At 47.8% G+C, this 23,569-nt stretch carries 19 protein-coding genes, 1 tRNA gene and 1 pseudogene; 8 read left to right on the top strand and 13 right to left on the bottom strand.

Going from position 1 to position 23,569, the window contains the following annotated elements; translation table 11 throughout:
- Positions 1 to 10: 10 nt before the first annotated feature.
- The 3 genes from ICN49_RS08180 to tsaE all read right to left on the bottom strand — a co-directional run bounded on the left by ICN49_RS08180 (position 11) and on the right by tsaE (position 2,052).
- Positions 11 to 86: transfer RNA gene (locus tag ICN49_RS08180), tRNA-Lys, on the bottom strand.
- Positions 87 to 173: 87 nt separating this feature from the next.
- Positions 174 to 1,514 carry an N-acetylmuramoyl-L-alanine amidase gene (locus tag ICN49_RS08175; protein ID WP_216167379.1) on the bottom strand — a complete coding sequence of 447 codons (1,341 nt, stop codon included), beginning with the start codon at positions 1,512 to 1,514 and terminating at the stop codon, positions 174 to 176.
- Entirely contained in the window at positions 1,507 to 2,052 is a 546-nt protein-coding gene (gene tsaE / locus ICN49_RS08170; protein WP_255535468.1) for a tRNA (adenosine(37)-N6)-threonylcarbamoyltransferase complex ATPase subunit type 1 TsaE, read from the bottom strand. Before tsaE ends, ICN49_RS08175 begins: the two co-directional genes overlap by 8 nt.
- Before the next feature lie 42 nt (positions 2,053 to 2,094).
- Here tsaE and queG point away from each other — a divergent pair, with 42 nt between their 5' ends.
- From queG to ICN49_RS08155, 3 genes are read left to right on the top strand one after another with little or no spacing between them, the layout of a single operon-like run.
- Entirely contained in the window at positions 2,095 to 3,207 is a 1,113-nt protein-coding gene (queG, locus tag ICN49_RS08165) for a tRNA epoxyqueuosine(34) reductase QueG (protein ID WP_216167378.1), read from the top strand.
- A gap of 21 nt (positions 3,208 to 3,228) precedes the next feature.
- Positions 3,229 to 4,017 carry an AzlC family ABC transporter permease gene (locus tag ICN49_RS08160; protein WP_216167376.1) on the top strand — a complete coding sequence of 263 codons (789 nt, stop codon included), beginning with the start codon at positions 3,229 to 3,231 and terminating at the stop codon, positions 4,015 to 4,017.
- Positions 4,014 to 4,358, top strand: coding sequence for an AzlD domain-containing protein (locus tag ICN49_RS08155; RefSeq protein ID WP_255535467.1), 345 nt, complete (start codon positions 4,014 to 4,016; stop codon positions 4,356 to 4,358). Before ICN49_RS08160 ends, ICN49_RS08155 begins: the two co-directional genes overlap by 4 nt.
- A 17-nt stretch (positions 4,359 to 4,375) precedes the next feature.
- Here ICN49_RS08155 and ICN49_RS08150 read toward each other — a convergent pair whose 3' ends face one another.
- Positions 4,376 to 7,450 (bottom strand): FAD-binding and (Fe-S)-binding domain-containing protein, encoded by a 3,075-nt coding sequence (locus ICN49_RS08150; protein WP_216167374.1) that lies wholly within the window; start codon positions 7,448 to 7,450, stop codon positions 4,376 to 4,378.
- Positions 7,451 to 7,452: 2 nt separating this feature from the next.
- Positions 7,453 to 8,142: a GntR family transcriptional regulator gene (locus ICN49_RS08145; protein ID WP_216167372.1), complete on the bottom strand. Its 690-nt coding sequence runs from the start codon at positions 8,140 to 8,142 to the stop codon at positions 7,453 to 7,455.
- A gap of 186 nt (positions 8,143 to 8,328) precedes the next feature.
- On the opposite strand from ICN49_RS08145, the gene ICN49_RS08140 reads away from it, so the two are divergent.
- The 3 genes from ICN49_RS08140 (at position 8,329) to ICN49_RS08130 (ending at position 11,471) form a co-directional block, all read left to right on the top strand.
- The gene (locus tag ICN49_RS08140) at positions 8,329 to 9,513 is read left to right on the top strand and encodes a pyridoxal-phosphate-dependent aminotransferase family protein (RefSeq protein WP_216167370.1); all 1,185 of its coding nucleotides are present in this window, start codon (positions 8,329 to 8,331) and stop codon (positions 9,511 to 9,513) included.
- Between the two features lie 92 nt (positions 9,514 to 9,605).
- Positions 9,606 to 10,010, top strand: coding sequence for a GlcG/HbpS family heme-binding protein (locus tag ICN49_RS08135; protein ID WP_216167396.1), 405 nt, complete (start codon positions 9,606 to 9,608; stop codon positions 10,008 to 10,010).
- 6 nt (positions 10,011 to 10,016) lie between these two features.
- The gene (locus ICN49_RS08130) at positions 10,017 to 11,471 is read left to right on the top strand and encodes a DEAD/DEAH box helicase (protein WP_216167368.1); all 1,455 of its coding nucleotides are present in this window, start codon (positions 10,017 to 10,019) and stop codon (positions 11,469 to 11,471) included.
- A gap of 24 nt (positions 11,472 to 11,495) precedes the next feature.
- On the opposite strand, the gene gluQRS is transcribed toward ICN49_RS08130, so the two are convergent.
- Positions 11,496 to 12,443 (bottom strand): tRNA glutamyl-Q(34) synthetase GluQRS, encoded by a 948-nt coding sequence (gluQRS, locus tag ICN49_RS08125; RefSeq protein WP_369411520.1) that lies wholly within the window; start codon positions 12,441 to 12,443, stop codon positions 11,496 to 11,498.
- Positions 12,444 to 12,458: 15 nt separating this feature from the next.
- On the opposite strand from gluQRS, the gene dnaE reads away from it, so the two are divergent.
- Positions 12,459 to 16,085 (top strand): DNA polymerase III subunit alpha, encoded by a 3,627-nt coding sequence (dnaE, locus tag ICN49_RS08120; RefSeq protein WP_216167366.1) that lies wholly within the window; start codon positions 12,459 to 12,461, stop codon positions 16,083 to 16,085.
- Positions 16,086 to 16,105: 20 nt separating this feature from the next.
- Here dnaE and ICN49_RS08115 read toward each other — a convergent pair whose 3' ends face one another.
- From ICN49_RS08115 to ICN49_RS08105, 3 genes are read right to left on the bottom strand one after another with little or no spacing between them, the layout of a single operon-like run.
- Positions 16,106 to 17,263, bottom strand: coding sequence for a glycosyltransferase family 9 protein (locus ICN49_RS08115; protein ID WP_216167364.1), 1,158 nt, complete (start codon positions 17,261 to 17,263; stop codon positions 16,106 to 16,108).
- A 4-nt stretch (positions 17,264 to 17,267) separates the two neighbouring features.
- Entirely contained in the window at positions 17,268 to 18,044 is a 777-nt protein-coding gene (locus ICN49_RS08110) for a glycosyltransferase family 2 protein (RefSeq protein WP_255535466.1), read from the bottom strand.
- Positions 18,044 to 18,805, bottom strand: coding sequence for a glycosyltransferase family 2 protein (locus tag ICN49_RS08105; protein WP_216167361.1), 762 nt, complete (start codon positions 18,803 to 18,805; stop codon positions 18,044 to 18,046). Before ICN49_RS08105 ends, ICN49_RS08110 begins: the two co-directional genes overlap by 1 nt.
- 10 nt (positions 18,806 to 18,815) lie before the next feature.
- On the opposite strand from ICN49_RS08105, the gene msbA reads away from it, so the two are divergent.
- Complete coding sequence (msbA, locus tag ICN49_RS08100) at positions 18,816 to 20,579, top strand: lipid A export permease/ATP-binding protein MsbA (RefSeq protein ID WP_216167359.1); 1,764 nt, start codon at positions 18,816 to 18,818, stop codon at positions 20,577 to 20,579.
- Between the two features lie 12 nt (positions 20,580 to 20,591).
- Here the strand turns inward: msbA and rng are convergent, their stop codons facing one another.
- The 4 genes and pseudogenes from rng to rsfS form a co-directional block, all read right to left on the bottom strand.
- Positions 20,592 to 22,055 carry a ribonuclease G gene (rng, locus tag ICN49_RS08095; protein WP_216167358.1) on the bottom strand — a complete coding sequence of 488 codons (1,464 nt, stop codon included), beginning with the start codon at positions 22,053 to 22,055 and terminating at the stop codon, positions 20,592 to 20,594.
- Positions 22,052 to 22,675: a Maf family protein gene (locus ICN49_RS08090; protein ID WP_216861178.1), complete on the bottom strand. Its 624-nt coding sequence runs from the start codon at positions 22,673 to 22,675 to the stop codon at positions 22,052 to 22,054. Before ICN49_RS08090 ends, rng begins: the two co-directional genes overlap by 4 nt.
- Before the next feature lie 9 nt (positions 22,676 to 22,684).
- A complete protein-coding gene (gene rlmH / locus ICN49_RS08085) occupies positions 22,685 to 23,128 on the bottom strand; it encodes a 23S rRNA (pseudouridine(1915)-N(3))-methyltransferase RlmH (protein ID WP_216167356.1) in 444 nt (147 codons plus the stop codon).
- A 36-nt stretch (positions 23,129 to 23,164) separates the two neighbouring features.
- Positions 23,165 to 23,554, bottom strand: a pseudogene (gene rsfS, locus ICN49_RS08080) (ribosome silencing factor); the annotation flags it as partial.
- Positions 23,555 to 23,569: the final 15 nt, after the last annotated feature.

Here is a 23,569-nt window from a genome sequence, read left to right as displayed (position 1 = left end):
TTCGTATTACTGGTGGGTCGGGCGAGATTCGAACTCGCGACCAACGGATTAAAAGTCCGCTGCTCTACCGACTGAGCTACCGACCCGGTAAGTCGTAAATTATAGCAAGAAGTTTGTATGTGCCCCTGAGGTCTGTAGAGGCTGACCTGTAAGCCCTTGTAGCTAGAAGTGCGTCAGGTGTTTGCCCGTCTGGCTACGGGCGGATTTTTGGAAAAATAATCCTTAATTCCCTTCAAAATTGCCTCTGCAATCCTGTCTTGATAGCCGTTGTCATTGAGTTTGGCTTCTTCCTGAGGATTGCTGATGAAAGCAGTCTCCACCAGAATGGATGGGATATCTGGAGCCTTGAGGACCGCAAAGCTCGCTTGCTCAACCTTTCCCTTATGAAGGGGTGCAAAGCCACTGATTTGCTTCAGAATCGAGTTGCCAACCTGTAGGGAGTCCTTAATTTGGGCTGTGGTCGACATATCGAGTAGTAAGTTGGCCACTTGCCGATCTTGGGTCTTGATATTGATGCCGCCAATCAAATCTGAAGCATTTTCTTTATTCGCCATCCATCTCGCCATAGTGCTACTGGCGCCCATTTGCGAGAGAGCAAAAACAGAAGCACCCTTGGCATGGGATTCAATAAAAGCATCTGCATGAATCGAAACAAAGAGATCGGCCTGTACGCTACGGGCTTTTTGTACACGCACATGCAAGGGCACAAAGTAATCGCCGTCTCTGGTTAAGAATGAGCGCATATAGGATTCGTCTTCAATCTTATCGCGCAGGCGCTTTGCAATCGAGAGCACCACATGCTTTTCTTTGGAGCCCATAGAGCCAATTGCTCCCGGATCTTCTCCGCCATGACCCGCATCAATCGCAATCGTAATGAGGCGTTTATATTTGGCTGGTGCAGGCGCCTCTTTAACTTCAGGAATGGCTTGTGCAACCGGGGCACTGGGCTTATCTTTTTTGGTGGCAAATTGCGCAATCAGATCCACTTCCTCATTGGATTTTACGAGCGCACTTTCTTTACGAGCGCTACTCTTAACTAATTCCATTAAGGGATCTGGTGGCGTGCTGGGATAAAGATCAAATAGCATCCGGTACTGGTATTCAGCAACGGGATCTAATGAGTAGAGCTGGGGTTTGATGGGCTCTTTCAAATCGAATACCAAGCGCACGACATCTGGCTGAAACTGCCCAACCCGAATTTGTGAAACGTAGGGGTCATTAGGCTTGACCTTTGCCACTAAATCTTTCAACGTGGGGTTGAGCTCTAAGCCCTGCACATCCACCACTAAACGGTCGGGGTTAGTGAGTATCTGCTGTGTAATCGGCAGTGGCTTATCGGATTCAAGGGTGATGCGCGTGTAATCATCCGATGGCCAAATACGCACCCCCAGAATTTTGGCTCCCCAAGCAATATCCACTTCAGTTAACAGCAGGGCGAAGCTTAAGGCTTTTGCAGAAGTCTTGAGAACTGTGCGCCTAGTGATATTTGGGATATTTTTTTTGCTGCTAGTCATGCTGCTGCTTTAAGGCGGTGGCACCTGGCTCTGAAAGTGCATTGAGTGTAATGTTGCGCTCACTCTCTTCTTTACCTGCCGTTAACTGAATCTGAATATCAAATGCTGGCAGCGTGCCTTCTGCTTTTTCTGGCCATTCGATCAAGCAAAATCCAGGAACATCAAAATACTCTGCAAACCCAGCCTCTTGCCACTCCAGTGGATCGCGCATGCGATATAGATCAAAGTGATGTGCTGTTGCTATTGTATTTTCTTCTTTACCATCAACTGCTAATGGGTAGGGCTCGCATAAGGTGTAGGTAGGGCTTTTAACTTTGCCAACATAACCCATGCTTTGGATGAGGTGACGCGCAAAAGTGGTTTTGCCAGCCCCTAGATCGCCTTCTAGCGAGATGTTGAGATGCCTCTGCGGATCTTGTTGCAGAAATTGACTCAATCCCTGCGCCAGCCATTTGGCTAGCTGGGCAGTGTCAGCTTCTTGCCTACAATGCTGATTAATAGAGTAAATGACTGTTTGAGTCATTGGGATTTGATTCATTTAGCTAGTTTATTCAATTATTGCGCTACATTCCTATTCAATATGCCTTCTGAACCTATTTCTCATTTACCTGACGGGTCCAATCTACGTGATTGGCTCGGGGATCAGGCTAGGCATTTTGGTTTTGATGACCTGCGCATCACTGATACACAGCTTGGCCCCGCTTCAGAGCGCCTCCAAGAATGGCTAGCAGCAGGGCGCCATGGGAATATGGAATACATGCTGCGTCATGCAGATTTACGTTCAGATCCTCAGTTATTAGTGCCCGGTACCGTCAGAGTGATTTGCGTGACGATGAATTACCTCCCTGAGATTGATTTTGAACGTGAGTGGCAGCGCATGGCAGATCCATCCCAAGCAGTAGTCTCGATGTATGCCAGAGGGCGCGACTATCACAAGGTCTTGCGCAACCGTCTGCAGGACTTTGCTAAAGCAATTGAAGAACGCATCGGTACGTTTGGTTATCGCGTCTTTACAGACTCTGCCCCTTTAATGGAAGTAGAGCTAGCACGCAAAGCCGGTTTAGGTTGGCGGGGTAAACATACCTTATTGCTCAATCGTGAATCTGGCTCTACTTTTTTTCTGGGCGAGATCTTGGTGGATGTGCCATTACCAATCGATCAGGAAGAAGAGTCACATTGCGGCACTTGTCAATCCTGCATTGAGGTGTGTCCGACGCAAGCCATTACTGCTCCATATCAATTAGATGCAAGGCGCTGTATTTCGTATTTGACGATTGAGAACTCTGAAGCTATTCCAGTAGAGTTTCGTCGCGCCATGGGTAATCGGGTTTATGGCTGTGACGATTGTCAATTGATCTGTCCGTGGAATAAATTTGCTAAGCGCACTGGATTACCAGACTTTGCAGAGCGTCACGGTCTGGGGCGCGCCAGTCTATTGCAGCTCTGGTCTTGGACGGAAGCAGAGTTTGAAAAGCGTCATGAAGGTAGTGCGATTCGCCGTATTGGGTATTCCAGATGGCGGCGCAACTTAGCAGTAGCCTTAGGTAATGCACTGGCATCTGAAGGTTTACCTGATGCTGAGAAGGTTTTGATACGACAGGCGCTGGAGAATGCGCTGGCCAATTCTGATGCTTTAGTTGCTGAACATATTGAGTGGGCGCTTGGCTTAACAGCTTGGTCAGCGCCATTTTGATTCAGCTTTTACAATGGCCTCATGTCTTCATCTGAAAACTTGCCTTACCTAGATCCCAGTGAGATCCCATTAGAGGGTTCGGCTGCGCAGCGTTTCAAAAGCCGTAGCGATGCCTTTTGGTCTGGTATCCGGGATGCTGCTGGAGCCCCGGCAGTAGTTCTGTTTGCTGGCATGGTCGGTTTTGGAGCGATGGGTAGGACGAATGGTATTGATGGTTGGTTTACAGCGCTCAGTAGTCTCTTAATGTTTGCTCTACCAGGGCAAGTTGTTCTGTTGGAGATGGTGATCACCGGATCTTCTGTTCTGGCGATTGCTTTAGCGGTTACCTTAACTTCCACCCGCTTTGTCACGATGACCGTGACACTCTTTCCGCAGCTTCATGAAAAAGATCGCAACCCGAGTCTCTATGCCCATGTTCACTTATTGGCGATGACGGCTTGGGCGGTTTCGATGAAAGAGTTTGCATCGATCGAATCAAAACATCGCTTAAGTTACTTTATAGGGTTAGGTTTGTTATGTTGGTTGATCTCTCTGCCTGGGACAATATTGGGTTACTTCTTGGCGGGCCTAGTGCCAGCAGCCGTCACCCTAGGCTTAGTTTTCATTAACCCACTATTTTTCTTGCTGACATTTACCGAGGTGAAGCCTTGGGTAAATCGCATTGCAATTGCCTTGGGTTGTGTCTTGGGCCCCATTTTTACTGTGCTTGATCGGGATACCAGCTTGTTAACAACAGGCTTGATAGCAGGCACCGTTGCCTATTTAGTAGATCGTAAATTGCTACGCAAGAAAGCGGGAGTCATCGGATGATGAACGCATCTTTGCAGGGTTGGGGATTGTGGGTTGCTTTGGCTGGGGCTTGTCTTGGAACCTACGTGTGCCGTGCTGTTGGTGTGCTGCTTTCTGGGCGCATCAACCAAGATAGCGAAATCTTTCGCTGGTTAGCTGCTGTGACTTATGCAATGGTGGCAACACTCACTGTACGTTTGATTTTGTTGCCCGTTGGCCTCTTGGCAACTGTGCCAATGTGGATTCGGATTCTGATTTGCGTGCTGAGTGTTGGAGTCATGATGTCGAGTCCCAAGCGCCGCTTGGTACCAGCCTTATTGACTGGCACGCTTTTGCTAGTGTCTTACGGCGCTTTAAGTTAAGTCCCTTTAGTTTTTTCTCATAGGTGCGCTGCTAAGATCTGCGCAATATGTACAGCATCTCTTTGGGTGCCATCATGGATTTGATGGCGACAACTCGTGCCATCGGCTACTACCCAGCTATCAGGTGATTTGCGTATCGTTGGCAAGAGACTCAGTTCAGCCATTTGCTTGGATACCTCAATATGTTCGGCTTCATAGCCAAAGCTGCCGGCCATTCCGCAGCAAGAGGATTCAATCAGTTTGGGTTCGGCGCCTGGAATGAGTTTGAGTAACTCCATTGCAGGTGTTACTGCCGCAAAGGATTTTTGATGGCAGTGACCATGAAACAAAACAGGGCGCGTAGCAGCTTTAAGGTTGAGATTCAGCTTACCTACTTTTGCTTCGCTAGCCAGAAACTCTTCTAAGAGCTGCGCGTGTTTGCTAACGGTGATTGCACGCTCACCAAAGCCCATCACCAGCGCTTCATCTTTAAGGGTAAATAAACAAGAAGGCTCTAAACCAATAATCGGAATGCCTTTTTCTGCATAAGATGCCAAGTGATCCACTAGCTCCCCTAGAGTTTCTTTGGCTTGATCAACCATGCCTGCTGCAAGATAGGTTCTGCCACAGCAAAACTCTTTAGAACAAGTATTGGCGGTCTTGGTTTTATTCTCAGCCTTATTTTTCTGCGGAATATGTACACGGTAGCCAGCTTCTTTAAGGATCTTAAGTGCTGCCTGGAGGTTTTCATTTTCAAAATAAGCATTAAAGGTATCAGCAAGTAATACAACGCCTTTATTGCCTTGTTGATTGGGGGTATTTAATTGATCTGGCGTGAAGTGATGTGCAGCGACCTGTTTTTTATTGCTCCAGAAAGTGCGACTTTTCCAAGTGGGCAAACTTCTTTGCGCAGAAATGCCCATCAGCCATTCTTGAAGTTTGGCAATAGGTGCAATGTGGTTGCGCAGATTCAGTAAAGCAGCTAGCCCCGGGGTATTGCTAATGATCGATGCGTACTTAGGTAGATAGGCAACCGCCAAGTCACGTAATGAATGACCAACCCGTTTCTTGTACGCCACGAGAAATTCAATTTTCATCTTTGCCATATCAACACCGGTAGGGCACTCACGTCGACAGGCTTTACAGCTCACACAAAGTTCCATCACCTCTTTAACAGCATCACTTCCTAAAGGGGAATCATCCTTAACGTCGAGCTGATTGGATAGGGCAAGGCGCAAGGTATTGGCGCGACCACGGGTGAGATGCTTCTCATCACGCGTGACGCGGTAGCTGGGGCACATGACCTCTGCATCAAATTTACGGCAGTGACCATTGTTATTGCACATCTCCACGGCTTTGGCCAGACCCATGGCTGGATCACCACCCGTTCCAGGCGCACTGGTTTCTTCGGTAACGGGGTTATTTTGAACATTCCATGCTGACCAATCCAAAGCGGGCTGTAGCGGGATGACTTTGTAGTTTGGTGGGTAGCGGAAATAGCTGGAGTCATCCATTTTGGGTGGATCAATAATCTTGCCGGGATTAAATAAACCCTTGGGATCAAAAGCATGTTTAATCTCTGTCAGGGCCTCGGTGATCTTCGGCCCAAATTGCCAAGAGATCCACTCGCCACGACACAGACCATCACCATGTTCACCGCTGTAAGCACCTTTGTATTTACGGACCAACTCTGAAGCTTCCTCAGCAACAGCGCGCATCTTTGCTGCGCCATCGCGACGCATATCCAAAATAGGGCGCACGTGCAAAGTGCCAACAGATGCATGGGCATACCAAGTGCCGCGTGAGCCATATTTAGCAAAGACATCGGTCAGTGCTTGGGTATATTCAGCAAGGCTTTCTAGGGGGACGGCACAGTCTTCAATAAAGCTGACTGGTTTGCCATCGCCTTTGAGGCTCATCATGATGTTCAGACCAGCTTTGCGTACTTCCCATAAATTCTTCTGGGAGTTTGCATCTGACATTGGGACTACGGAGCCTGGTAAACCAAGATCGCCCATCAGATCCTGTAAGGATTTGAGTTTCTCAAGCAGGGGTGCGTGTGACTCACCAGAAAACTCCACTAACAAAATCGCTTCCGGAGTTTGACTATGTGGATCGATTAAGGCGGTCTCAATCGTTTTCTTAAAGCTGGGATTACTGCGCGCTAGATCAATCATGGTGCGATCTACTAGCTCTACAGCAGTAGGCCCAAGTTTGACAATATGCTGAGCACTATCCATCGCTTTGAAGAAGCTAGCGAAGTTCACGACACCGAGTACTTTGTGCTGAGGCAGTTGCGCCAACTTGAGTTTTAAGGACTTAAAGTAGGCTAGCGTGCCTTCACTACCGACCAGGAGGTGCGATAAGTTAACACTGCCATCTTGTGTGTAAGGCAATTCACTTTGAGGATGGAATACATCCAAGTTGTAGCCAGCAACGCGTCTCAATACCTTCGGAAAATGTGTCTCGATCTCGGGATGGAGTTTGTCGGCAAGACCTTTAACAAAGTCACCTAATTGCTTTGCTGCACCTGAGCTATTGGCGTAGTTACCAAACTGAGCAATCTGGCCATTGGCAAGCCAGGCATCAATTCCCAAGACGTTGTGCACCATATTGCCGTAAGCAATGGAGCGACTGCCACAAGAGTTATTGCCGGCCATGCCGCCAATCGTTGCTTGACCTGCAGTCGATACATCTACCGGAAACCAGAGTCCATGCTGTTTGAGTGAGGCATTGAGATGATCGAGAACCATGCCAGGCTCTACGTCGACAGTGCCTTTATCTAGATTGAGATCTACAGTGCTTCTGAAATACTTACTGTTATCAATGACGAGTGCAGCGCCAGTAGTTTGGCCACACTGACTAGTGCCACCACCACGAGCCAATACGGGCACCTTCAACTCTGCGGCGATTTGGATGGCGTTTGCAATATCTTCAGCAGTTTTTGGCACAAAGACTGCAACTGGCATGGCTTGATAGATCGAAGCATCTGTTGCATAGCGTCCACGGCTAGCGATATCGGTCATGACTTCGCCCGAAGTTTCTTGGCGAAGTCGTTTTGCTAATTGCTCTTTATGACTGATGAGTTCTTTGAGCTCAAGGGGCTTGTTCATACTTAGTTTATTTCGCTTGTAGTATTTGCAGCTTCCGATTTGAGTAGCTCAATCACCACATCACGTTTATTCATGACATGTTGGATCATCACTTTACGCATACGCTCGCTGTCATGGGTCTTTAGCGCATCAATCATTTCTTGATGTTCTTCCACTGCCTTCTCCCACTTCACGCCATTCTGGTTGGAGCGAAAACGTAAAGCTTCAATGCGTGCATTGACTTGAGAAAAAAGTTGTGTGAGCACAGGGTTGTTTGCCGCTTGATTAATGAGGTGATGGATTCTCAAGTTCAACTTGTAATAGTTGGATAAATCACGACGCGCATAAGAGGCCATCATCTCGTATTGAAGGGCTTCCAGTTCGGATAGGGTGGCGGCGCTAATATTTTTTGCAGCCAACTCACCTGAATAGCCTTCTAGTTGTGCGATCACATCAAAGGTATGCACTACATCAGCATGACTCAGTTGCACGGCAATCGCCCCACGATTGGCGATTAACTCCACCAAACCATCAGCAGCGAGGCGTTTAATGGCCTCTCTAATTGGGGTACGAGAAACGTTTAGGCTTTCAGCGAGTTCGCGCTCATTGAGTTTGCTGCCGGGGGCGATCACACCCTCTACCAATAGTGACCTGAGCTTTTGGAAGGTGCCTTCATGCAAATTCTGAGAATTGGGCTGCGCAATGAGATCCATGACTTATCTGATGCCCTTCTAAATTTGTATACAAATTAACGATATCTGATGATAAAGCATAAATAATCACTAAATAAGCCTTTATTTTGATGTTTTAGAAATATATTTTGCATACAAAACTGATAATTCTTTAAAATTCCCTTACACTAGACCCACTCTTAACCATCAAAGCAAGTGAGACAAGCCATGCTAAAACTGGATAACCATCCTTCTGGACGCCATTTCTTACATATTCCTGGGCCAAGTCCAGTGCCGCCGCGTGTATTGCGCGCCATCAGCTATCAAACCATCGATCATCGTGGCCCTGAGTTTGGTCAGTTCGGCTTGAAGGTGTTAGATGGGATTAAAAAGATTTTTAAAACTGAGCAGCCGGTGATTATTTATTCTGCATCCGGGACAGGTGCTTGGGAGGGTGCTTTAGTAAATGTGCTCAATCCTGGGGACAAGGTCTTGTTTTATGAAACCGGACAGTTCGCCAATTTATGGCGTGCGCTTGCAAAGCGTCTTGGTATTGATGTTGAAGTAGTGGGTAAGGCCGGACAAGATTCTTGGCGTTGGGGTGTGGATGCATCTTTGATTGAAGAGCGTCTTCGCAAAGATACCCAACATGAAATCAAAGCTGTATGTGTCGTGCATAACGAAACGTCAACCGGTGTGACTTCAAATATTGCAGCAGTACGTAAAGCCATTGATGCTGTAAAGCATCCTGCCTTGTTATTGGTAGATAGCGTGTCTGGCTTGGGTTCTGCGGACTATGAGCACGATCAGTGGGGTGCTGATGTGACGATTTCTGGATCACAAAAAGGCCTGATGTTACCTCCTGGGATTGGTTTTAATGCGCTATCTTCTCGCGCGATTGAAGTCAGCAAAACCAATAAAATACCAAAGTCCTACTGGGCTTGGGATGAAATTTTGGAGTCCAATAAAACGGGTTTTTGGCCAACAACACCCAGCACCAATTTGATGTATGGCTTGCATGAAGCGATGGACATGATGATGGCCGAAGGTTTGGATACGATTTTTGCTCGTCACCAACGTTTGGCTGCAGCGTGTCGTGAAGCAGTTAATGCATGGGGCTTGGAGATTCAGTGTCAAGACACCGATTGCTACTCTCCTGTGCTCACTTGTATTGCAACGCCTGAAGGTATGGATGCTGATGTATTACGTAAACATGCTCTAGAGAAGTTCAATCTTTCTCTAGGTACTGGTCTTGGCAAAATTAAAGGCAAAGCCTTCCGTATTGGTCATTTGGGCGACTGTAATGAGCTGAGCTTAATGGCTGCTTTGAGCGGGGTAGAGATGAGTCTGGGCTCAATGGGCTTTAAACCCAAAGCAAGCGGGGTAGTGGCAGCCCAAGAGTTCCTGAAATAAGAGGTTCTAGGCTTGCAACCCTTATAATTCAAGTACTTATATAAAGCATTTTTATCATATAAACCCTATTCGAGATAGAGAGACGAACCATGTTGGCTACAAAACCTTACTTAACTCAAGCTGATGTTCAAAAGATTTTGGACGCTGCCGATAAACATGCTGCCGAAAATAATTGGGCTGTGACCATTGCTGTTTGCGATGATGGTGGACATGTATTGGGATTAATTCGTCGTGATGGTTGCGCTCCTGTATCTGCCTATATTGCTCAGGAAAAAGCACGCACTGCTGCGATGGGTAAACGCGAGAGCCGTGTTTATGAAGAAATTATTAATAACGGCCGTATTTCTTTCCTATCAGCTCCGCACATTTCGGGGATGTTGGAAGGTGGGGTCAATATCGAGGTAAATGGTTTTACCATCGGCGCAGTCGGCGTTTCCGGCGTTAAATCGACCGAGGATGCTGCCACTGCTAAGGCCGGCATTGCGGCCATCTTGTAAGTTACCTTGACTAATACTGTTACTGAAATAAATACCTCCACAGGGGTTGCTGAAGACAGCGCCCCTGAAGCAACAATTACTTTTGCTGACTTTGGTCTAGATCCGCTGATTCAAAAAGCGGTATCGGATCAGGGTTATATCACCCCAACACCTATTCAAGCGAAAGCTATCCCGCATGTCTTAGAGGGTAGAGATTTGATGGGCGCAGCGCAAACGGGAACCGGTAAAACGGCCGCTTTCGTATTGCCGATTATTCAAAAAATCTTGCGTCATGCGAGTAAAAGCTCATCACCTGCACGTCACCCGATTCGCGCTTTAGTCTTAACCCCAACACGTGAGTTGGCAGTGCAGGTATCAGAGAATGCTGCGAGCTATTCAAAGCATACGGATTTACGTGCTGCCGTGGTTTATGGTGGCGTGGATATGAAAGAGCAAGTTGCGATCTTGCGCAATGGTGTTGAGATTTTGATTGCTACCCCTGGACGCTTGCTCGATCATCTTGGCTCTAAAGTCGCAAACTTATCGCAAGTAGAAATTCTGGTTCTTGATGAAGCCGATCGCATGCTGGATATGGGCTTCTTGCCAGACTTGCAGCGCATCATTGATTTAATTCCGGCGCAACGCCAAACCCTCTTGTTCTCAGCCACTTTCTCGCCAGAGATTAAGAAGTTAGCGCAAAGTTATTTGCGTACCCCGGTGACGATTGAGGTGGCGCGTCAGAACGCAGCAGCCGATACCGTGAAGCAGGTGGTGCATATGGTGCCTTCTGCTGATAAGCAGCGTGCCATTGTCAGAATTTTGGAGTCACGTACTCGCCAAGGTTTATCGCGTCAATGCATCATCTTTACCAATAGCCGTTTAGGGTGCGCAAGATTGTCACGTGCTCTTGAGCGTGATGGTATTAGGGCGGGAGCTATTCATGGAGATAAGAGTCAGGGTGAGCGCACCTTAACGTTGGATGCTTTTAAGTCGGGCGCGATTGAAGCTTTAGTTGCCACTGATGTAGCTGCTCGCGGTTTAGATATTCCAGACATGCCTTGCGTGATTAATCACGAATTACCATTTAGTGCGGAAGATTTTATTCACCGCATTGGCCGTACTGGTCGCGCTGGTAGTACAGGCGATGCGATTGCGTTAGTGGACGGCAGTGAAAAGCGTTTACTCGACGATATCGAAAAGTTAATGAAGCGCAAATTGGATGTGCTGCCGCTCCCCGAAGGAAGTTCAGCGCCAAGCAGAGCTGCTTCCCCAAGTAGGGCGGTATCGCCAAGCAGAAGTTCATCGGCGCAAGCTGCACCAGCCAAAATGTCAGACCCATTTTTCTATATGCCTTATGAGTCTGCCGCGACTCCTAAAGCGACTAATCCTGATGGATCTGCAGTGCCAGAGGCAAAGAAGGTTGGGATCACTCCTGCCAAGCCGGCTGTTGGTGCTTTACTAGGCGGCTTTAAGAAAAAATAATCTGCTTAGCTTTGTAGGATTGTTTTATATTTTTTGATTACTTTGATTGCCCCATGCATGAGTGGCTGCTAAGAGCCACTCTGCAATCGAAACACTTTCCCTATTCGGTAAATTCCTCAAGCCTAAATGCGCTGCTGCTTTCTGCAACTCTTGCAGCACGCTTTTTGTATCCTGTGTATGAATTTGAGTTGCTAGCGTTTGCTTGCTGAGTTTCTCACCATGCTCATCCAGTACGAGGGGTAGATGTAGATATTGCGGCCGATCGTAAGCCAGTACAGTTTGTAAATAGATTTGTCTGGCGGTATTACTCAGCAAATCCTCGCCACGCACGATATGGGTAATACCTTGTGCCGCATCATCAACAACAACTGCTAGTTGATAGGCGAACAACCCATCACTGCGACGCAGGACAAAATCGCCCACAGCCTGGTTTAGTTGTTGTTTTTGAGTCCCAAGCCACCGATCCTCAAATTCAATGACCAGATTGCTGGGAAGGGCTAACCTCCAGGCCATCTTCCTGGTGGAAAGATTGTTTATTCCAAGCTCGATCGGGCGGCAGGTCTCTGGGTAGACCATTTCTTGGTTACGGGGATTTTCAATCCCCTGGGTAGCCAGGGCGTTAGCAATCGTTTGGCGGGAACAGGTGCAGGGATACAGGCATTTATGCTGGTTTAAGGCCTCTAGAGCGCTTTGATAGTCTTCTTGGCATTCGGATTGCCAAGTCACTTCCTCGTCCCACTGCAGGCCACAGGCCAGCAATTGGCGCATGATTTCCAGGTCAGCCCCAGGGATAGATCTTGGACCGTCTACGTCCTCAATCCTGAGTAGCCACTTACCTCCATTTTTCTTGGCATCCAGCCAGCTTCCGAGGGCGGCAACTAGCGATCCAGCATGAAGCGGACCGGTAGGCGAGGGGGCAAATCGCCCGCGATAGCCGCTGGCTGGGGATGGGGGATTTTTTGGATCGTTCACAGCTAAAATGATCTCATGGCTTCACCCCGTTTTGTTCATCTTCGCCTTCATTCCGAGTTTTCAATTACGGATGGGATTGTGCGCATTGACGATGCGGTAGCGCAGGCTGAAAAAGATGGAATGGGGGCTTTAGCCTTAACCGATCTAAGTAACTTATTTGGCTTAATACGGTTTTATAAAGCCGCGCGTGATAAAGGCATTAAACCGATTGCTGGAGCTGATGTTTGGATTAGCAACCATCAAGATCCTGATCAGCCTTATCGCTTACTACTTTTAGTTCAAAACCATTCTGGTTACCTTAATCTGTGCCAGTTACTGAGCCGCGCCTCTTTGGAAAACCAATCGCGCGGTCGTGCTGAGGTCGATCCCGCCTGGTTTACTGAGCCAGCAGCTAAAGAGGAAGATAAGAAGACTAAAAAAACCTTAGCGCACGGCTTGATCGCTTTATCCGGTGGTCGCTGGGGTGATGTTGGTGCCGCACTTCTGGCGGGGCAAGAAGACCAGGCTAAGGCTGCGGCAGGTCGCTGGGCCAAGATTTTCCCAGACGCCTTTTTTATTGAAGTGCAGCGTGGCGGACATCCACAAGATGAACAACATCTTCAACGGGCTTGTCATATGGCGAGCGAGATGGATTTGCCAGTGGTCGCTACGCATCCTGTGCAGTTTATGCAAAGAAGTGATTTCACGGCCCATGAAGCGCGTGTTTGCATTGCAGAGGGCGAGCTCTTGGGTAATCCACGCCGTCAAAAGAAATTTAATGATGAGCAATATTTCTTATCGCAAGAAGAGATGGAGAAACGTTTTGCCGATCTTCCTATTGCGATTGCGAATTCTGTAGAAATCGCTAAACGTTGCAACCTGTCATTGGTATTAGGTCAACCCCGCTTGCCAGATTTTCCGACCCCACCAGGCATCACTCTAGATGAATATCTCTTAGCGCTGTCGGAGATTGGTTTGGATCGTCATATGGAGCGTAATTTTCCGGATCCAGAGGAGCGCGCCAAAGAAAAATCTCGCTATCACGATCGCCTAGTGTTTGAGGTGAAGACGATTTCTCAAATGGGTTTCCCGGGTTACTTTTTGATCGTGGCAGATTTTATTAACTGGGCAAAAAACAATGGTGTCCCAGTAGGCCCTGGCCGTGGATCTGGTGCCGGCTCTTTAGTGGCTTACTCATTAGGTATTACCGATCTTGATCCCCTGCGTTATAACTTGCTCTTTGAGCGCTTCTTAAATCCTGAGCGGGTATCGATGCCCGACTTCGATATTGACTTTTGCCAGCATGGGCGCGATCGCGTCATTCAATACGTCAAAGATAAGTACGGCAAAGACGCTGTTAGTCAAATTGCGACATTTGGCACGATGGCGGCAAGAGCAGCGATTCGTGACGTAGGTCGTGTGCTTGAGCAAGGTTACAACTTCGTCGACGGCATTGCAAAACTCATTCCCAATAAGCCTGGTCAATACATGACCATTGATATTGCTAAGAAAGAAGAAAAGCAATTGGCTGAGCGCGAGAAGAATGAAGATGAAGTGCGCCAGCTACTATCTTTGGCTCAGCAGTTAGAGGGCATGACCCGCAACGTGGGTATGCATGCGGGTGGCGTTTTGATTGCCCCTGGCCGCTTAACGGATTTTTGCCCGCTCTATACCCAAGAAGCAAAAGATTCCAAGGATCAAGATAGCAACTCCGTTATTAGTCAGTTTGATAAAGATGATGTTGAAGCGATTGGTTTGGTGAAGTTCGACTTCTTGGGTTTAACTACGCTCACTATTTTGGCTGCAGCTGAACGTTGGATTAAAACCCTGCATGCTGATCGTCAAGATTGGAATATTGGCGAGATCCCGCTTGATGATGCGGGGGCGTTTGAGGTTCTCAAGAAGGCGAATACTGTTGCTGTTTTCCAGTTGGAAAGTCGCGGCATGCAAGGCATGCTACGTGAAGCTAAGCCTGACCGCTTCGAAGACATTATTGCTTTGGTGGCTTTGTATCGCCCAGGTCCAATGGATTTGATTCCGGACTTTATTGAACGTAAGCACGGACGTCAAAAAGTAGAGTATCCAGATCCTCGCATCGAATCCGTTCTGCGTGAAACCTACGGCATCATGGTGTATCAGGAGCAGGTAATGCAGATGGCGCAGATGATCGGGGGTTACTCACTCGGTGGTGCTGACATGTTGCGTCGCGCGATGGGTAAGAAAAAACCAGAAGAGATGGCGCAGCATCGCAAGATCTTCAGTGATGGCGCAAAGGCTGGTGGTATTACCGAGGGCAAAGCCAACGAGATTTATGACTTAATGGAGCGCTTTGCGGGCTATGGCTTTAATAAGTCCCATGCGGCTGCTTACGCACTCTTGGCCTATCAAACTGCTTGGTTGAAAGCATATTACCCCGCTGAGTTTATGGCGGCCAACTTATCACTCGCGATGGATGACACCGATAAGGTGAAGATTCTGTATGACGATTGCCTCAATAACCACATTCGTGTGTTCTCACCAGATATCAACACTGGTGTTTATGAGTTCACGCCATTACGTGCACCCGATGCAGCGCCAGATTCGCCGCTAAGTCATATTCGTTATGGTTTGGGCGCAGTAAGGGGTACCGGTCAAGCAGCGATTGAATCGATTGTGAAGGTGCGTGAGAGTGGTGGACCATTTAAAGACTTGTTTGACTTTTGCGCTCGGGTCGATCGTCGTCAAGTAAATCGTCGTGCAATTGAAGCGCTGATGCGCGCCGGAGCATTTGATAGCTTGTATCGTGATGAGCTGACTGCTGGTGGCAATCTGTACGACATTCGCTCTACGCTGTTAGCCTCGCTGGCACGTGCCATTGAAGCGGCTGAGCAGGCTGAAGCCTCTGTCCATCAGGTGAGTTTATTTGAAGCAGCCGGTGAAGAGGATCGTCATTTGCCTGAATTGGTTCGTGAGCCGGTGTGGTCTGAGAAGAAACGCCTTCAAGAAGAAAAAACATCCTTAGGACTTTGTTTAACTGGACATATGTTTGATGCCTACCGTGAGGAGGTTTCTCACTTTATTCGTCAACCGCTTGCTAAGGTTACTGAAGGCAAAGATCAGCTGATTGCCGGCATCATCACTTCAGCTCGCATGCTGACAGGTCAACGTGGTCGCATGATGATTGCGACGATTGATGATGGCTCCGCGGCAATCGAAGTCACCCTCTATAGCGAGGTGTATGAGCCGAATCGCTCTTGGCTCAAAGAGGATGAGCTGTTGGTGGCTAAAGTCAACGTGACGCCAGATAAATTCTCTGGTGGCATGCGCGTCGTATCGGAAGGTGTGATGGATATCACGGGTGCCCGGATGCGTTTTGCTCGCAATATTCATGTATTTATTGATTCGGCAACGGATTTGAAAATGTTGCGTACTCAAATTGGCCCTTATTTGATGGCTAACCGAGTGCGGGATACTAAGTTTGGCGCACCGGCGCCAGCAGCTTCTGGTGGCAATGATGCCGTTAAGGGCTTGATGTTGACTGCTGCGGTGACTACTAGTGGTGGCGCCTGCTTGATGCAGTTTCCTGAAGAGCTAAGAATTTATCCGGATGACGCTTGCTTGCATAGTCTTCATCAAATTCTGGCTTCTAAACAAACTAACCCGGTACAGGTTCAATATCTCTAATTTTTAGAGATTTCTGCAGTTTATTTCTGAGTAATTTTCTGAATGGCCTCAATCACTTGATTGGGCTCCAGTAAATCTAAGCATTCACTTCTGCTATCAGGGCGATCTTCGCAGCCTGCCTTACGGCATGGCACACACTCACCCGGGCCTTGCAAGATAGTGACATTGCCGACAGTTTGGGTACGCGCACGCAATTGGTAGGGCTGCTTCCCGATAAAGCCATTAGGCCAGGGCCCAAAGTTACTTGGGGGTGTTGGGCCAAATAGGGCGACGGTTGGGATATTGCAAGCGGCCGCCAAATGGGTAATAGAGGTATCGACACCAATGTATAAATGCGCCCCTTGGATTAAGCTGCGTGCCTGAGGGATGGATAGCTTACCGGCGGCATTCACTACATTTTGTCGCGTAGCTTCATCAAGCAAAGAAACGATATCCTGATTGAGCTGTAAGTCTTGTTTGGCTGGTGAGGCGCTCAGTACCACTTGCCAGCCTTGCTGCGTTAACCAGGTGACCAGAGTTTGCCAATAAGCCAGTGGCCAACGTTTGTATGCAGTTAGCGGGCCTGGGTGTACAACGACATAGGGTGAGCGTAGTTGACTGGCGATCACTGGAGTGAGGGCTTCGCCCGCAGGGGGTACTACAGAAATTGGTTTGCTAAATAAGTCTTGAACATTCTTGTAAAACACTTCTAGCAATCGCAGCTTTTCAGTAATGACGTGTTGCCCAAAATAATCTACATCGACTGTATGCAGGCAGATGGCCTTCTTCCAAGCATTTTGTTTATCGCTTTTACTTTTCTTGGCTTTATCTTGTTCCGTAAGGCCTTGGGGATGTCCGCCCAATACGCCAACCCTTCTGAAGGCTGCTACTAAACCATAGAAATACGCTCGGTCGCTGGGTTGTGTGACGATGGCCAAGTCATAACGCTGAAAGAGGCGATTAAAGAGCGAAAGATACTCCCCAAAACCAGGTCGGTCCGAGGTTTCAATCAGCTCAGCAATATCAGGATTACCTTTGAGCATATCGAGTTTGCCGCGATAGCCTAGAAAATGAAACTCAGCCTCAGGCCAGAGCTCTCGAGCCTGCTGGATGAGGGGTGTGGTTACTAATACATCACCAATTTGCCGAGTGGCAATAAACAATAATTTTTTTGGCTTGAGCGATGAGAAGTGAGTCATGCGTTTAGAGTGCTTTGGCTAAAATTTTCTCGCGCACACGACGAGCGTTCTCTGCTGCATTGCTTTGATCATGAATGCGATGAAAGAGATGAAAAACCTCTGTTGCCCATGCCCCCGATTTACGGATAATTTTATTGTGCTGTAAACGAAACACAAAGTCGGCGTCTTCATGACCCCAGCCAGTCATGGTTTCATCAAAACCCTGAATCGCTAGCGCATCTATTTTCCAGCAAGCCATATTACAACCCTTGATACGGCGCCAAACAAATTGATCGTAGTCTCGCCACGAGCCATTGCCCAGCTTGATTTTGAGTGGCCAGTATTTATTGATTCCACCACTCAGACGATAGCTGAATAATTTGGAGGCAAAGCGTGCAAAGCTCCAATGTGGCCACCCTAATAGCGAGGTAGTGAGTGCTTGATTGAGTAATACGCGACTCCCTGTTACTAAATGACCTGCTTGGGCTAATTCGCGATGACGAGTAATGAAATCCGGCTGGACAATACAGTCCCCATCTAAGAAAACCAAATAATCACCACGCGCTGCTGCAATAGCTTGATTGAGAATGCGGGTTTTTCGAAAGCCTTGATCTTCCTGCCAGAGATGTGTGATGGCTACTGGAAAATTTTCCTTAATGCCATCGATCACTTTCTTAGTTTCATTAGTCGACCCATCATCAGCAATAATGATTTCAAAATCAAGATCATTTTGAGTGCCAAGGGATTCTAGGCAAAGCTTTAACGCTTTTGGCCAGTTGTAAGTGGCCAACAAAATCGACATCATTTGCTGGCTTCCCGAATCAAGTGCCACAGCTTGACATAACGATAGTAGGTACCTTGGGCATTTGACATGGCTAAGGTAAAACCTTGCGGACCATCTAAAAAGCCAGCCCGCAAGAAGTAGGTACGAAAGAAAGACCAAGCACCATGGAGGACTGCTTTTAGAGGGGTGCTGGTTTTGCCTTGGGCAAAAGCTTGTTCGGCGGATGCCGTGGAGTAACGGTCAATTTTTTGGAGTACCTGAGAGTAATTCATGAAGCTGTAATGCAACATGGGGTTCTCGAGTTTTGCGACTTGTCCAGAGGGAATAAGGCGCTCATGGACTAAATCATCGGAAAACCGGGCGCTGCCGCGTTTAAAGAGGCGGTCAACATAGTCAGGATTCCACCCGGAGTGCCTAATAAAACGCCCGCAATACCAAGATAGGCGCGGAATGGCAAAACAGTCCACATGGGCCGAATGATGAATCGCTGTGACAATTTCGGATTTGAGGGCTGGGGTGAGTCTTTCATCGGCATCTAGGGATAAAACCCATTCACCGGTAGCAAGATCCAGGGCCCGGTTCTTTTGGGGACCAAATCCAGGCCAATCTGGCGGCTGAGCAATCGCCGCCCCATAGGATTTAGCGATGTCCAGGGTCCGGTCTGAGCTATTGGTATCGACCACCACAATTTGCTGAGCAATCCCCTCCAGGGAGGCTAAACAGTCGGCCAAATTGGCCTCTTCATTGCGGGTGATGAGTATGACTGATAAGGTGGGCATAATTCATTATATGAATGCTCAAGACCGTACCGCCCTAAACCGCTTAATTCAGTACCTCAAGCCCCATATTCGCTTGATTATTGGCTCTTTATTGGCGATGGCCTTGGTGGCAGGCGCCGAGACCTCTATTCCAGCCTTAATGAAGCCTTTGCTGGATCGTGGCTTTACGGGGCAGCTCGATAACAAGCTTTGGCAGGTGCCGCTTTTCCTAGTGGGTTTAGCGATGGTTCGCAGCCTGGCCCAATTTTTATCCAATTATTTACTGACTCGTGTCATTAACGCAGTGCTCTTAAAGCTGCGTGAGCAGATGTTTCAAACCCTCTTGCATGCCCGCACAGTCTTTTTTCAAAAAAACTCCGCTTCTAATTTAATCAATGCCGTTGTATTCGAAGTGAATAATGTTCTCTCAATCATGGGTGGCATGTTGATTAGCCTGGTACGCGATTCATTGACTGTTGTTGGTTTGATGGGTTATCTCATTTACCTCAATTGGCGTCTCACCTTGGTCGTATTAATTATTTTCCCAGTGATTGCTCTCATCATGAGCAAGATCAATAAGCGTTTGAGAGCATTAAATCGAGAGCAACAGGGTTTGACGAGTGAGTTGGCGTATATCGTTGAAGAGGCGGCAGCAGGCTACAAGATTGTTAAGGTGCATGGAGCTGAGCAGTACGAGATGCGCCGCTTTATGGAAAAGGCGGAGCGCTTACGTCAATTTGCCTTGAAGTCTGCCGTAGCGGGTGGCTTAAACCAACCGATTACTCAGTTAATTGCCTCTATGGCACTATCAGTCGTATTGGTGATTGCCTTGATGCAGTCCGCTACTGAGGGAACTACCGTCGGTGGCTTTGCCTCTTTCGTTACAGCCATGATGTTGGTGATTTCCCCTCTGAAGCACTTGGCGGATATTAATCAACCTTTGCAGCGTGGTTTGACGGCGGCAGAAATGATCTTCGCATTAATGGACGAGCCTTTTGAAGAGGAAGAGTCTCGCACACCAAATATGAAGCCCCTGACTAAGGCTAAGGGCGGTATTCGCTTTGAAAATGTTGGTTTCTCTTATCAGCAAGAGGTCGGCCGTAAAGACGCGCTTACTGCCGTTAATTTATCCATTAGGCCAGGTGAGATTGTTGCGTTTGTGGGGCCATCCGGTGGCGGTAAGTCCACCTTAGTAAACCTTTTGCCGCGTTTCTTTAAGCCGACTTCTGGACATATTTTCTTAGACGATACGCCACTTGAAGAAATTGTCTTATCTGATGTCAGAAAGCAAATTGCCTTTGTAAGCCAAGATGTCATTTTGTTCAATGACACGATTGCTGCTAACGTCGCCTATGGTGCAGTTGCTGAAGAAGGCATTGATCGCGGTCGTGTAATTGAAGCTTTGGAGGCTGCCAATTTAAGCGCCATGATTAAAGAATTGCCTGATGGCATTGATAGCATGGTGGGGGATAACGGCAATCGCTTATCTGGCGGTCAGCGTCAGCGTTTGGCGATCGCGCGCGCTATTTATAAGAATGCGCCTATCTTGATTTTGGATGAAGCCACTTCCGCTCTCGACTCAGAGTCAGAGCGCCAAGTTCAGGATGCTTTGGAGAGGTTGATGGCTGGTAGGACAACCTTGGTCATTGCCCATCGCCTTTCAACTATTGAGCACGCCGATCGCATTGTTGTTCTGGAGCACGGTAAGGTCATTGAAAATGGTTCGCATGAAGACTTAATAAAGCAAGATGGTTTGTATGCAAACCTGCATCGCATACAGTTTTCGAACGCTTAAAACTTGGCTGAATTAACTCAGAACAATATCGTATTGTTCTTGACGAAAACTACCTTCCGCCTGGAGTTTGATTGGCTTGTTGATAAAATCTCCCAGCTGCGCCAAGAATTGATTTTCTTCTTCAAGAAATAAATCAATCACATCAGGTGCAGCCACAATGCGGAATTCTTTTGGATTAAATTGGCGGTGTTCACGCACGATTTCTCTTAAGATCTCATAGCAAATCGTTTGGGCTGTTTTGATTTCCCCTTTACCTTGGCATACGGAGCAGGGCTCGCAGGTAATATGGGCAAGTGACTCTCTAGTGCGCTTACGCGTCATCTCCACTAGGCCTAGCGCTGAAAATTCACTGACAGAGGTGCGCGCATGATCGCGCTCTAAGTTGCGCTTGAGCTCATGCAAGACGGATTCTTGATGATCCTTGCTAACCATATCAATGAAGTCAATGATGATGATGCCACCCAAATTTCGTAAGCGTAATTGACGTGCGATTGATTGAGCAGCCTCTAAATTGGTTTTAAAAACAGTGTCATCTAAATTTCGTGCCCCAACATAACTACCAGTATTTACATCGATTGTTGTCATGGATTCAGTTTGATCGATCATCAGGTATCCACCCGACTTCAGATCAACGCGGCGTCCTAAGGCTTTGTTAATTTCAGCATCGACATCAAATAAGTCAAAGAGGGCGCGTTCACCACGATGCAAGGTCAACTTACCCAATAGATTGGGCATGTACTGAGCTGCAAACGCATTGAGCTTGTCGAAATTTTCAGAGGAGTCCACCCGTATTTGGCTGGTTTCTTCTCCAGCAACGTCTCGTAGTACACGCTCTGCAAGACTGAGATCTTGGTAGAGTAGTGATGGCGCCGCTTTATGGTTAACCGCTTCGCGGATTTTTTCCCAAGTGGTGCGCAAGTAGCGCATATCGTGCTGCAACTCAGTATCGGTGGCATCTTGTGCGCTAGTACGCACAATGATTCCCCCTTTTTCATCTTCGGGCATTAACCCTGCAAGTCGCGCTTTGATGGCCTCACGCTCTTCAGGTTGATCAATGCGTTGAGAGACGCCGATATATTTCTCGTTAGTGATATCACTACTTACCGGCGGCAAATACACCAGATTTCGTCCGGCAATACTGAGTTGAGTTGTGAGGCGCGCACCTTTGGTCCCAAGGGGATCTTTGAGTACTTGTACTAATACGGTCTGACCCTCAAACAGCAGTTTTTCAATTTGCGCTTGTGGATTATTTTGGGTGATATCGGCTACGTGCATAAAGGCAGTACGCTCAAGACCAATTTCAATAAAGGCGGATTGCATGCCAGGTAGAACTCGCACGACTTTTGCTAAATAGATATTGCCCACAATTCCACGTTGGCGCGTACGCTCGATCTGCAGCTCTTGCACTGCACCTTGTTGAATTAATGCCACCCTGGTTTCTTGGGGGGTAATATTGATGAGTATCTCTTCGTTCATAGGTGGCTTATTTGGGCGCGAGCGAGTAGTTGCGTGGTTTCAAAAATCGGAAGACCCATGATACCGCTATAACTTCCCTTGATCGAGGGAATGAGTGCGCCACCAAGCCCCTGAATACCATAGGCTCCGGCCTTGCCAAAGGGCTCTCCACTGGCGATATAGTCTTCAATTTGTTCTGTGGAGAGAAGGGAAAACTCCACTTCGGAAACTTGAACTAGACATGCTGGCTTGCTGTCTAGCGAGAGTGTGATGGCTACCGCTGTCAGGACTTCATGCGTTTTGCCGCTGAGCAAACTCAGAACTCTTCGCGCATCTTCTGCATCGCTAGGCTTGCCTAAAATTTCCCCAGTAGGGTGATTGGGAAGACTTACGGTTGTATCGGCACAGAGAATAGGCGCCCAAGGAAGATTGCTTTTCTGCCAGCGCGCTAGGGCAGCTGCACTTTTTGCCAAAGTAACCCGCTCAACATAAGCTCGCGCTTTTTCATTGGGAAGTGGTATTTCAATCGCTTCAGTGTCTTCCCCAAGCGCTGGAAGTAGCATCTCAAATTGCACGCCCATTTGCTTTAAGAGTTCTTGGCGACGTGGGCTTTGCGAAGCGAGGTATATGTAAGGGATCATAGCTAATACTTACTCGCGATGATAGGGGTGACCCTGCAGAATCGTCCAAGCCCGATAGAGTTGCTCGACTAGTAATACTCTAGCCATAGCATGGGGCAAGGTAAGACTCGAAAGACGCCACATTGCTTGAGCGCTATCTTTGAGGCTAGCATCCAAGCCATCAGCACCGCCAATCAAAAAGACAACATCGCAACCGTCTTGTCGCCAGTTGGCTAATTGCGTTGCTAGGTTCTGAGTGGTTTGATCTTTCCCGCGCTCATCTAATGCAATGATGCGAGACCCTTTAGGAATGGCCGCCGCTATTTTGATGGCTTCTTTAGCGGGAGTGAGATCGGGTTTGATCTCTTTAATCTCAATGCTGCAATCGGCCGGCATGCGCTTGATGTAGTCATGCGTTACCGTTGCCACCCAGTCTGGCATCTTATGACCAACAGAAACGATCGTTAAACGCATTCAGAAGAAAGGCTGGATGAAAGAATCAAATACTTAGTCTTCGTCTTCGTCAGGCTCGCTAGCTTTGACAAGACCTTTTTCACCAGCCAGCTTGACGCGTACTGGTTTGGCACCCCACATGCCTTCAAGTTGGTAGTAAGAGCGCAGCATGGGTTGCAAGATGTGCACGACAATATCGCCGCAATCCACTAAGACCCATTCACCCGTTTCTAGACCTTCAACCGAGATCACTTCGCCACCTTTGGCGTTGACCTCTTCTTTAACCGACATGGCTAATGAACGTGTCTGACGATTACTTGAGCCAGTGGCAATAATGACGCGGTCAAATAATTCACTTAATTTAGTGGTGTCATAGACGCGAATATCTTGAGCTTTGACATCTTCTAAGGCATCAATCACGACGCGCTGTAATTTACGTAATTCCATAGTTTTTGCTGTATT

Origin of the sequence: Polynucleobacter finlandensis (assembly GCF_018881755.1) — a bacterium.
GTDB classification, from domain to species: Bacteria; Pseudomonadota; Gammaproteobacteria; order Burkholderiales; family Burkholderiaceae; genus Polynucleobacter; species Polynucleobacter finlandensis.
Note: the sequence above shows the minus strand (reverse complement) of the source record. Positions and strands in the feature narration are given on the sequence as shown.

Coding starts and splice junctions, on each gene's coding strand:
- ICN49_RS08175 (WP_216167379.1), bottom strand. CDS start 1,514: ATGACTAGCAGCAAAAAAAATATCCCAAATATCACTAGGCGCACAGTT.
- tsaE (WP_255535468.1), bottom strand. CDS start 2,052: ATGAATCAAATCCCAATGACTCAAACAGTCATTTACTCTATTAATCAG.
- queG (WP_216167378.1), top strand. CDS start 2,095: ATGCCTTCTGAACCTATTTCTCATTTACCTGACGGGTCCAATCTACGT.
- ICN49_RS08160 (WP_216167376.1), top strand. CDS start 3,229: ATGTCTTCATCTGAAAACTTGCCTTACCTAGATCCCAGTGAGATCCCA.
- ICN49_RS08155 (WP_255535467.1), top strand. CDS start 4,014: ATGATGAACGCATCTTTGCAGGGTTGGGGATTGTGGGTTGCTTTGGCT.
- ICN49_RS08150 (WP_216167374.1), bottom strand. CDS start 7,450: ATGAACAAGCCCCTTGAGCTCAAAGAACTCATCAGTCATAAAGAGCAA.
- ICN49_RS08145 (WP_216167372.1), bottom strand. CDS start 8,142: ATGGATCTCATTGCGCAGCCCAATTCTCAGAATTTGCATGAAGGCACC.
- ICN49_RS08140 (WP_216167370.1), top strand. CDS start 8,329: ATGCTAAAACTGGATAACCATCCTTCTGGACGCCATTTCTTACATATT.
- dnaE (WP_216167366.1), top strand. CDS start 12,459: ATGGCTTCACCCCGTTTTGTTCATCTTCGCCTTCATTCCGAGTTTTCA.
- ICN49_RS08115 (WP_216167364.1), bottom strand. CDS start 17,263: ATGACTCACTTCTCATCGCTCAAGCCAAAAAAATTATTGTTTATTGCC.
- ICN49_RS08110 (WP_255535466.1), bottom strand. CDS start 18,044: ATGTCGATTTTGTTGGCCACTTACAACTGGCCAAAAGCGTTAAAGCTT.
- ICN49_RS08105 (WP_216167361.1), bottom strand. CDS start 18,805: ATGCCCACCTTATCAGTCATACTCATCACCCGCAATGAAGAGGCCAAT.
- msbA (WP_216167359.1), top strand. CDS start 18,816: ATGAATGCTCAAGACCGTACCGCCCTAAACCGCTTAATTCAGTACCTC.
- rng (WP_216167358.1), bottom strand. CDS start 22,055: ATGAACGAAGAGATACTCATCAATATTACCCCCCAAGAAACCAGGGTG.
- ICN49_RS08090 (WP_216861178.1), bottom strand. CDS start 22,675: ATGATCCCTTACATATACCTCGCTTCGCAAAGCCCACGTCGCCAAGAA.
- rlmH (WP_216167356.1), bottom strand. CDS start 23,128: ATGCGTTTAACGATCGTTTCTGTTGGTCATAAGATGCCAGACTGGGTG.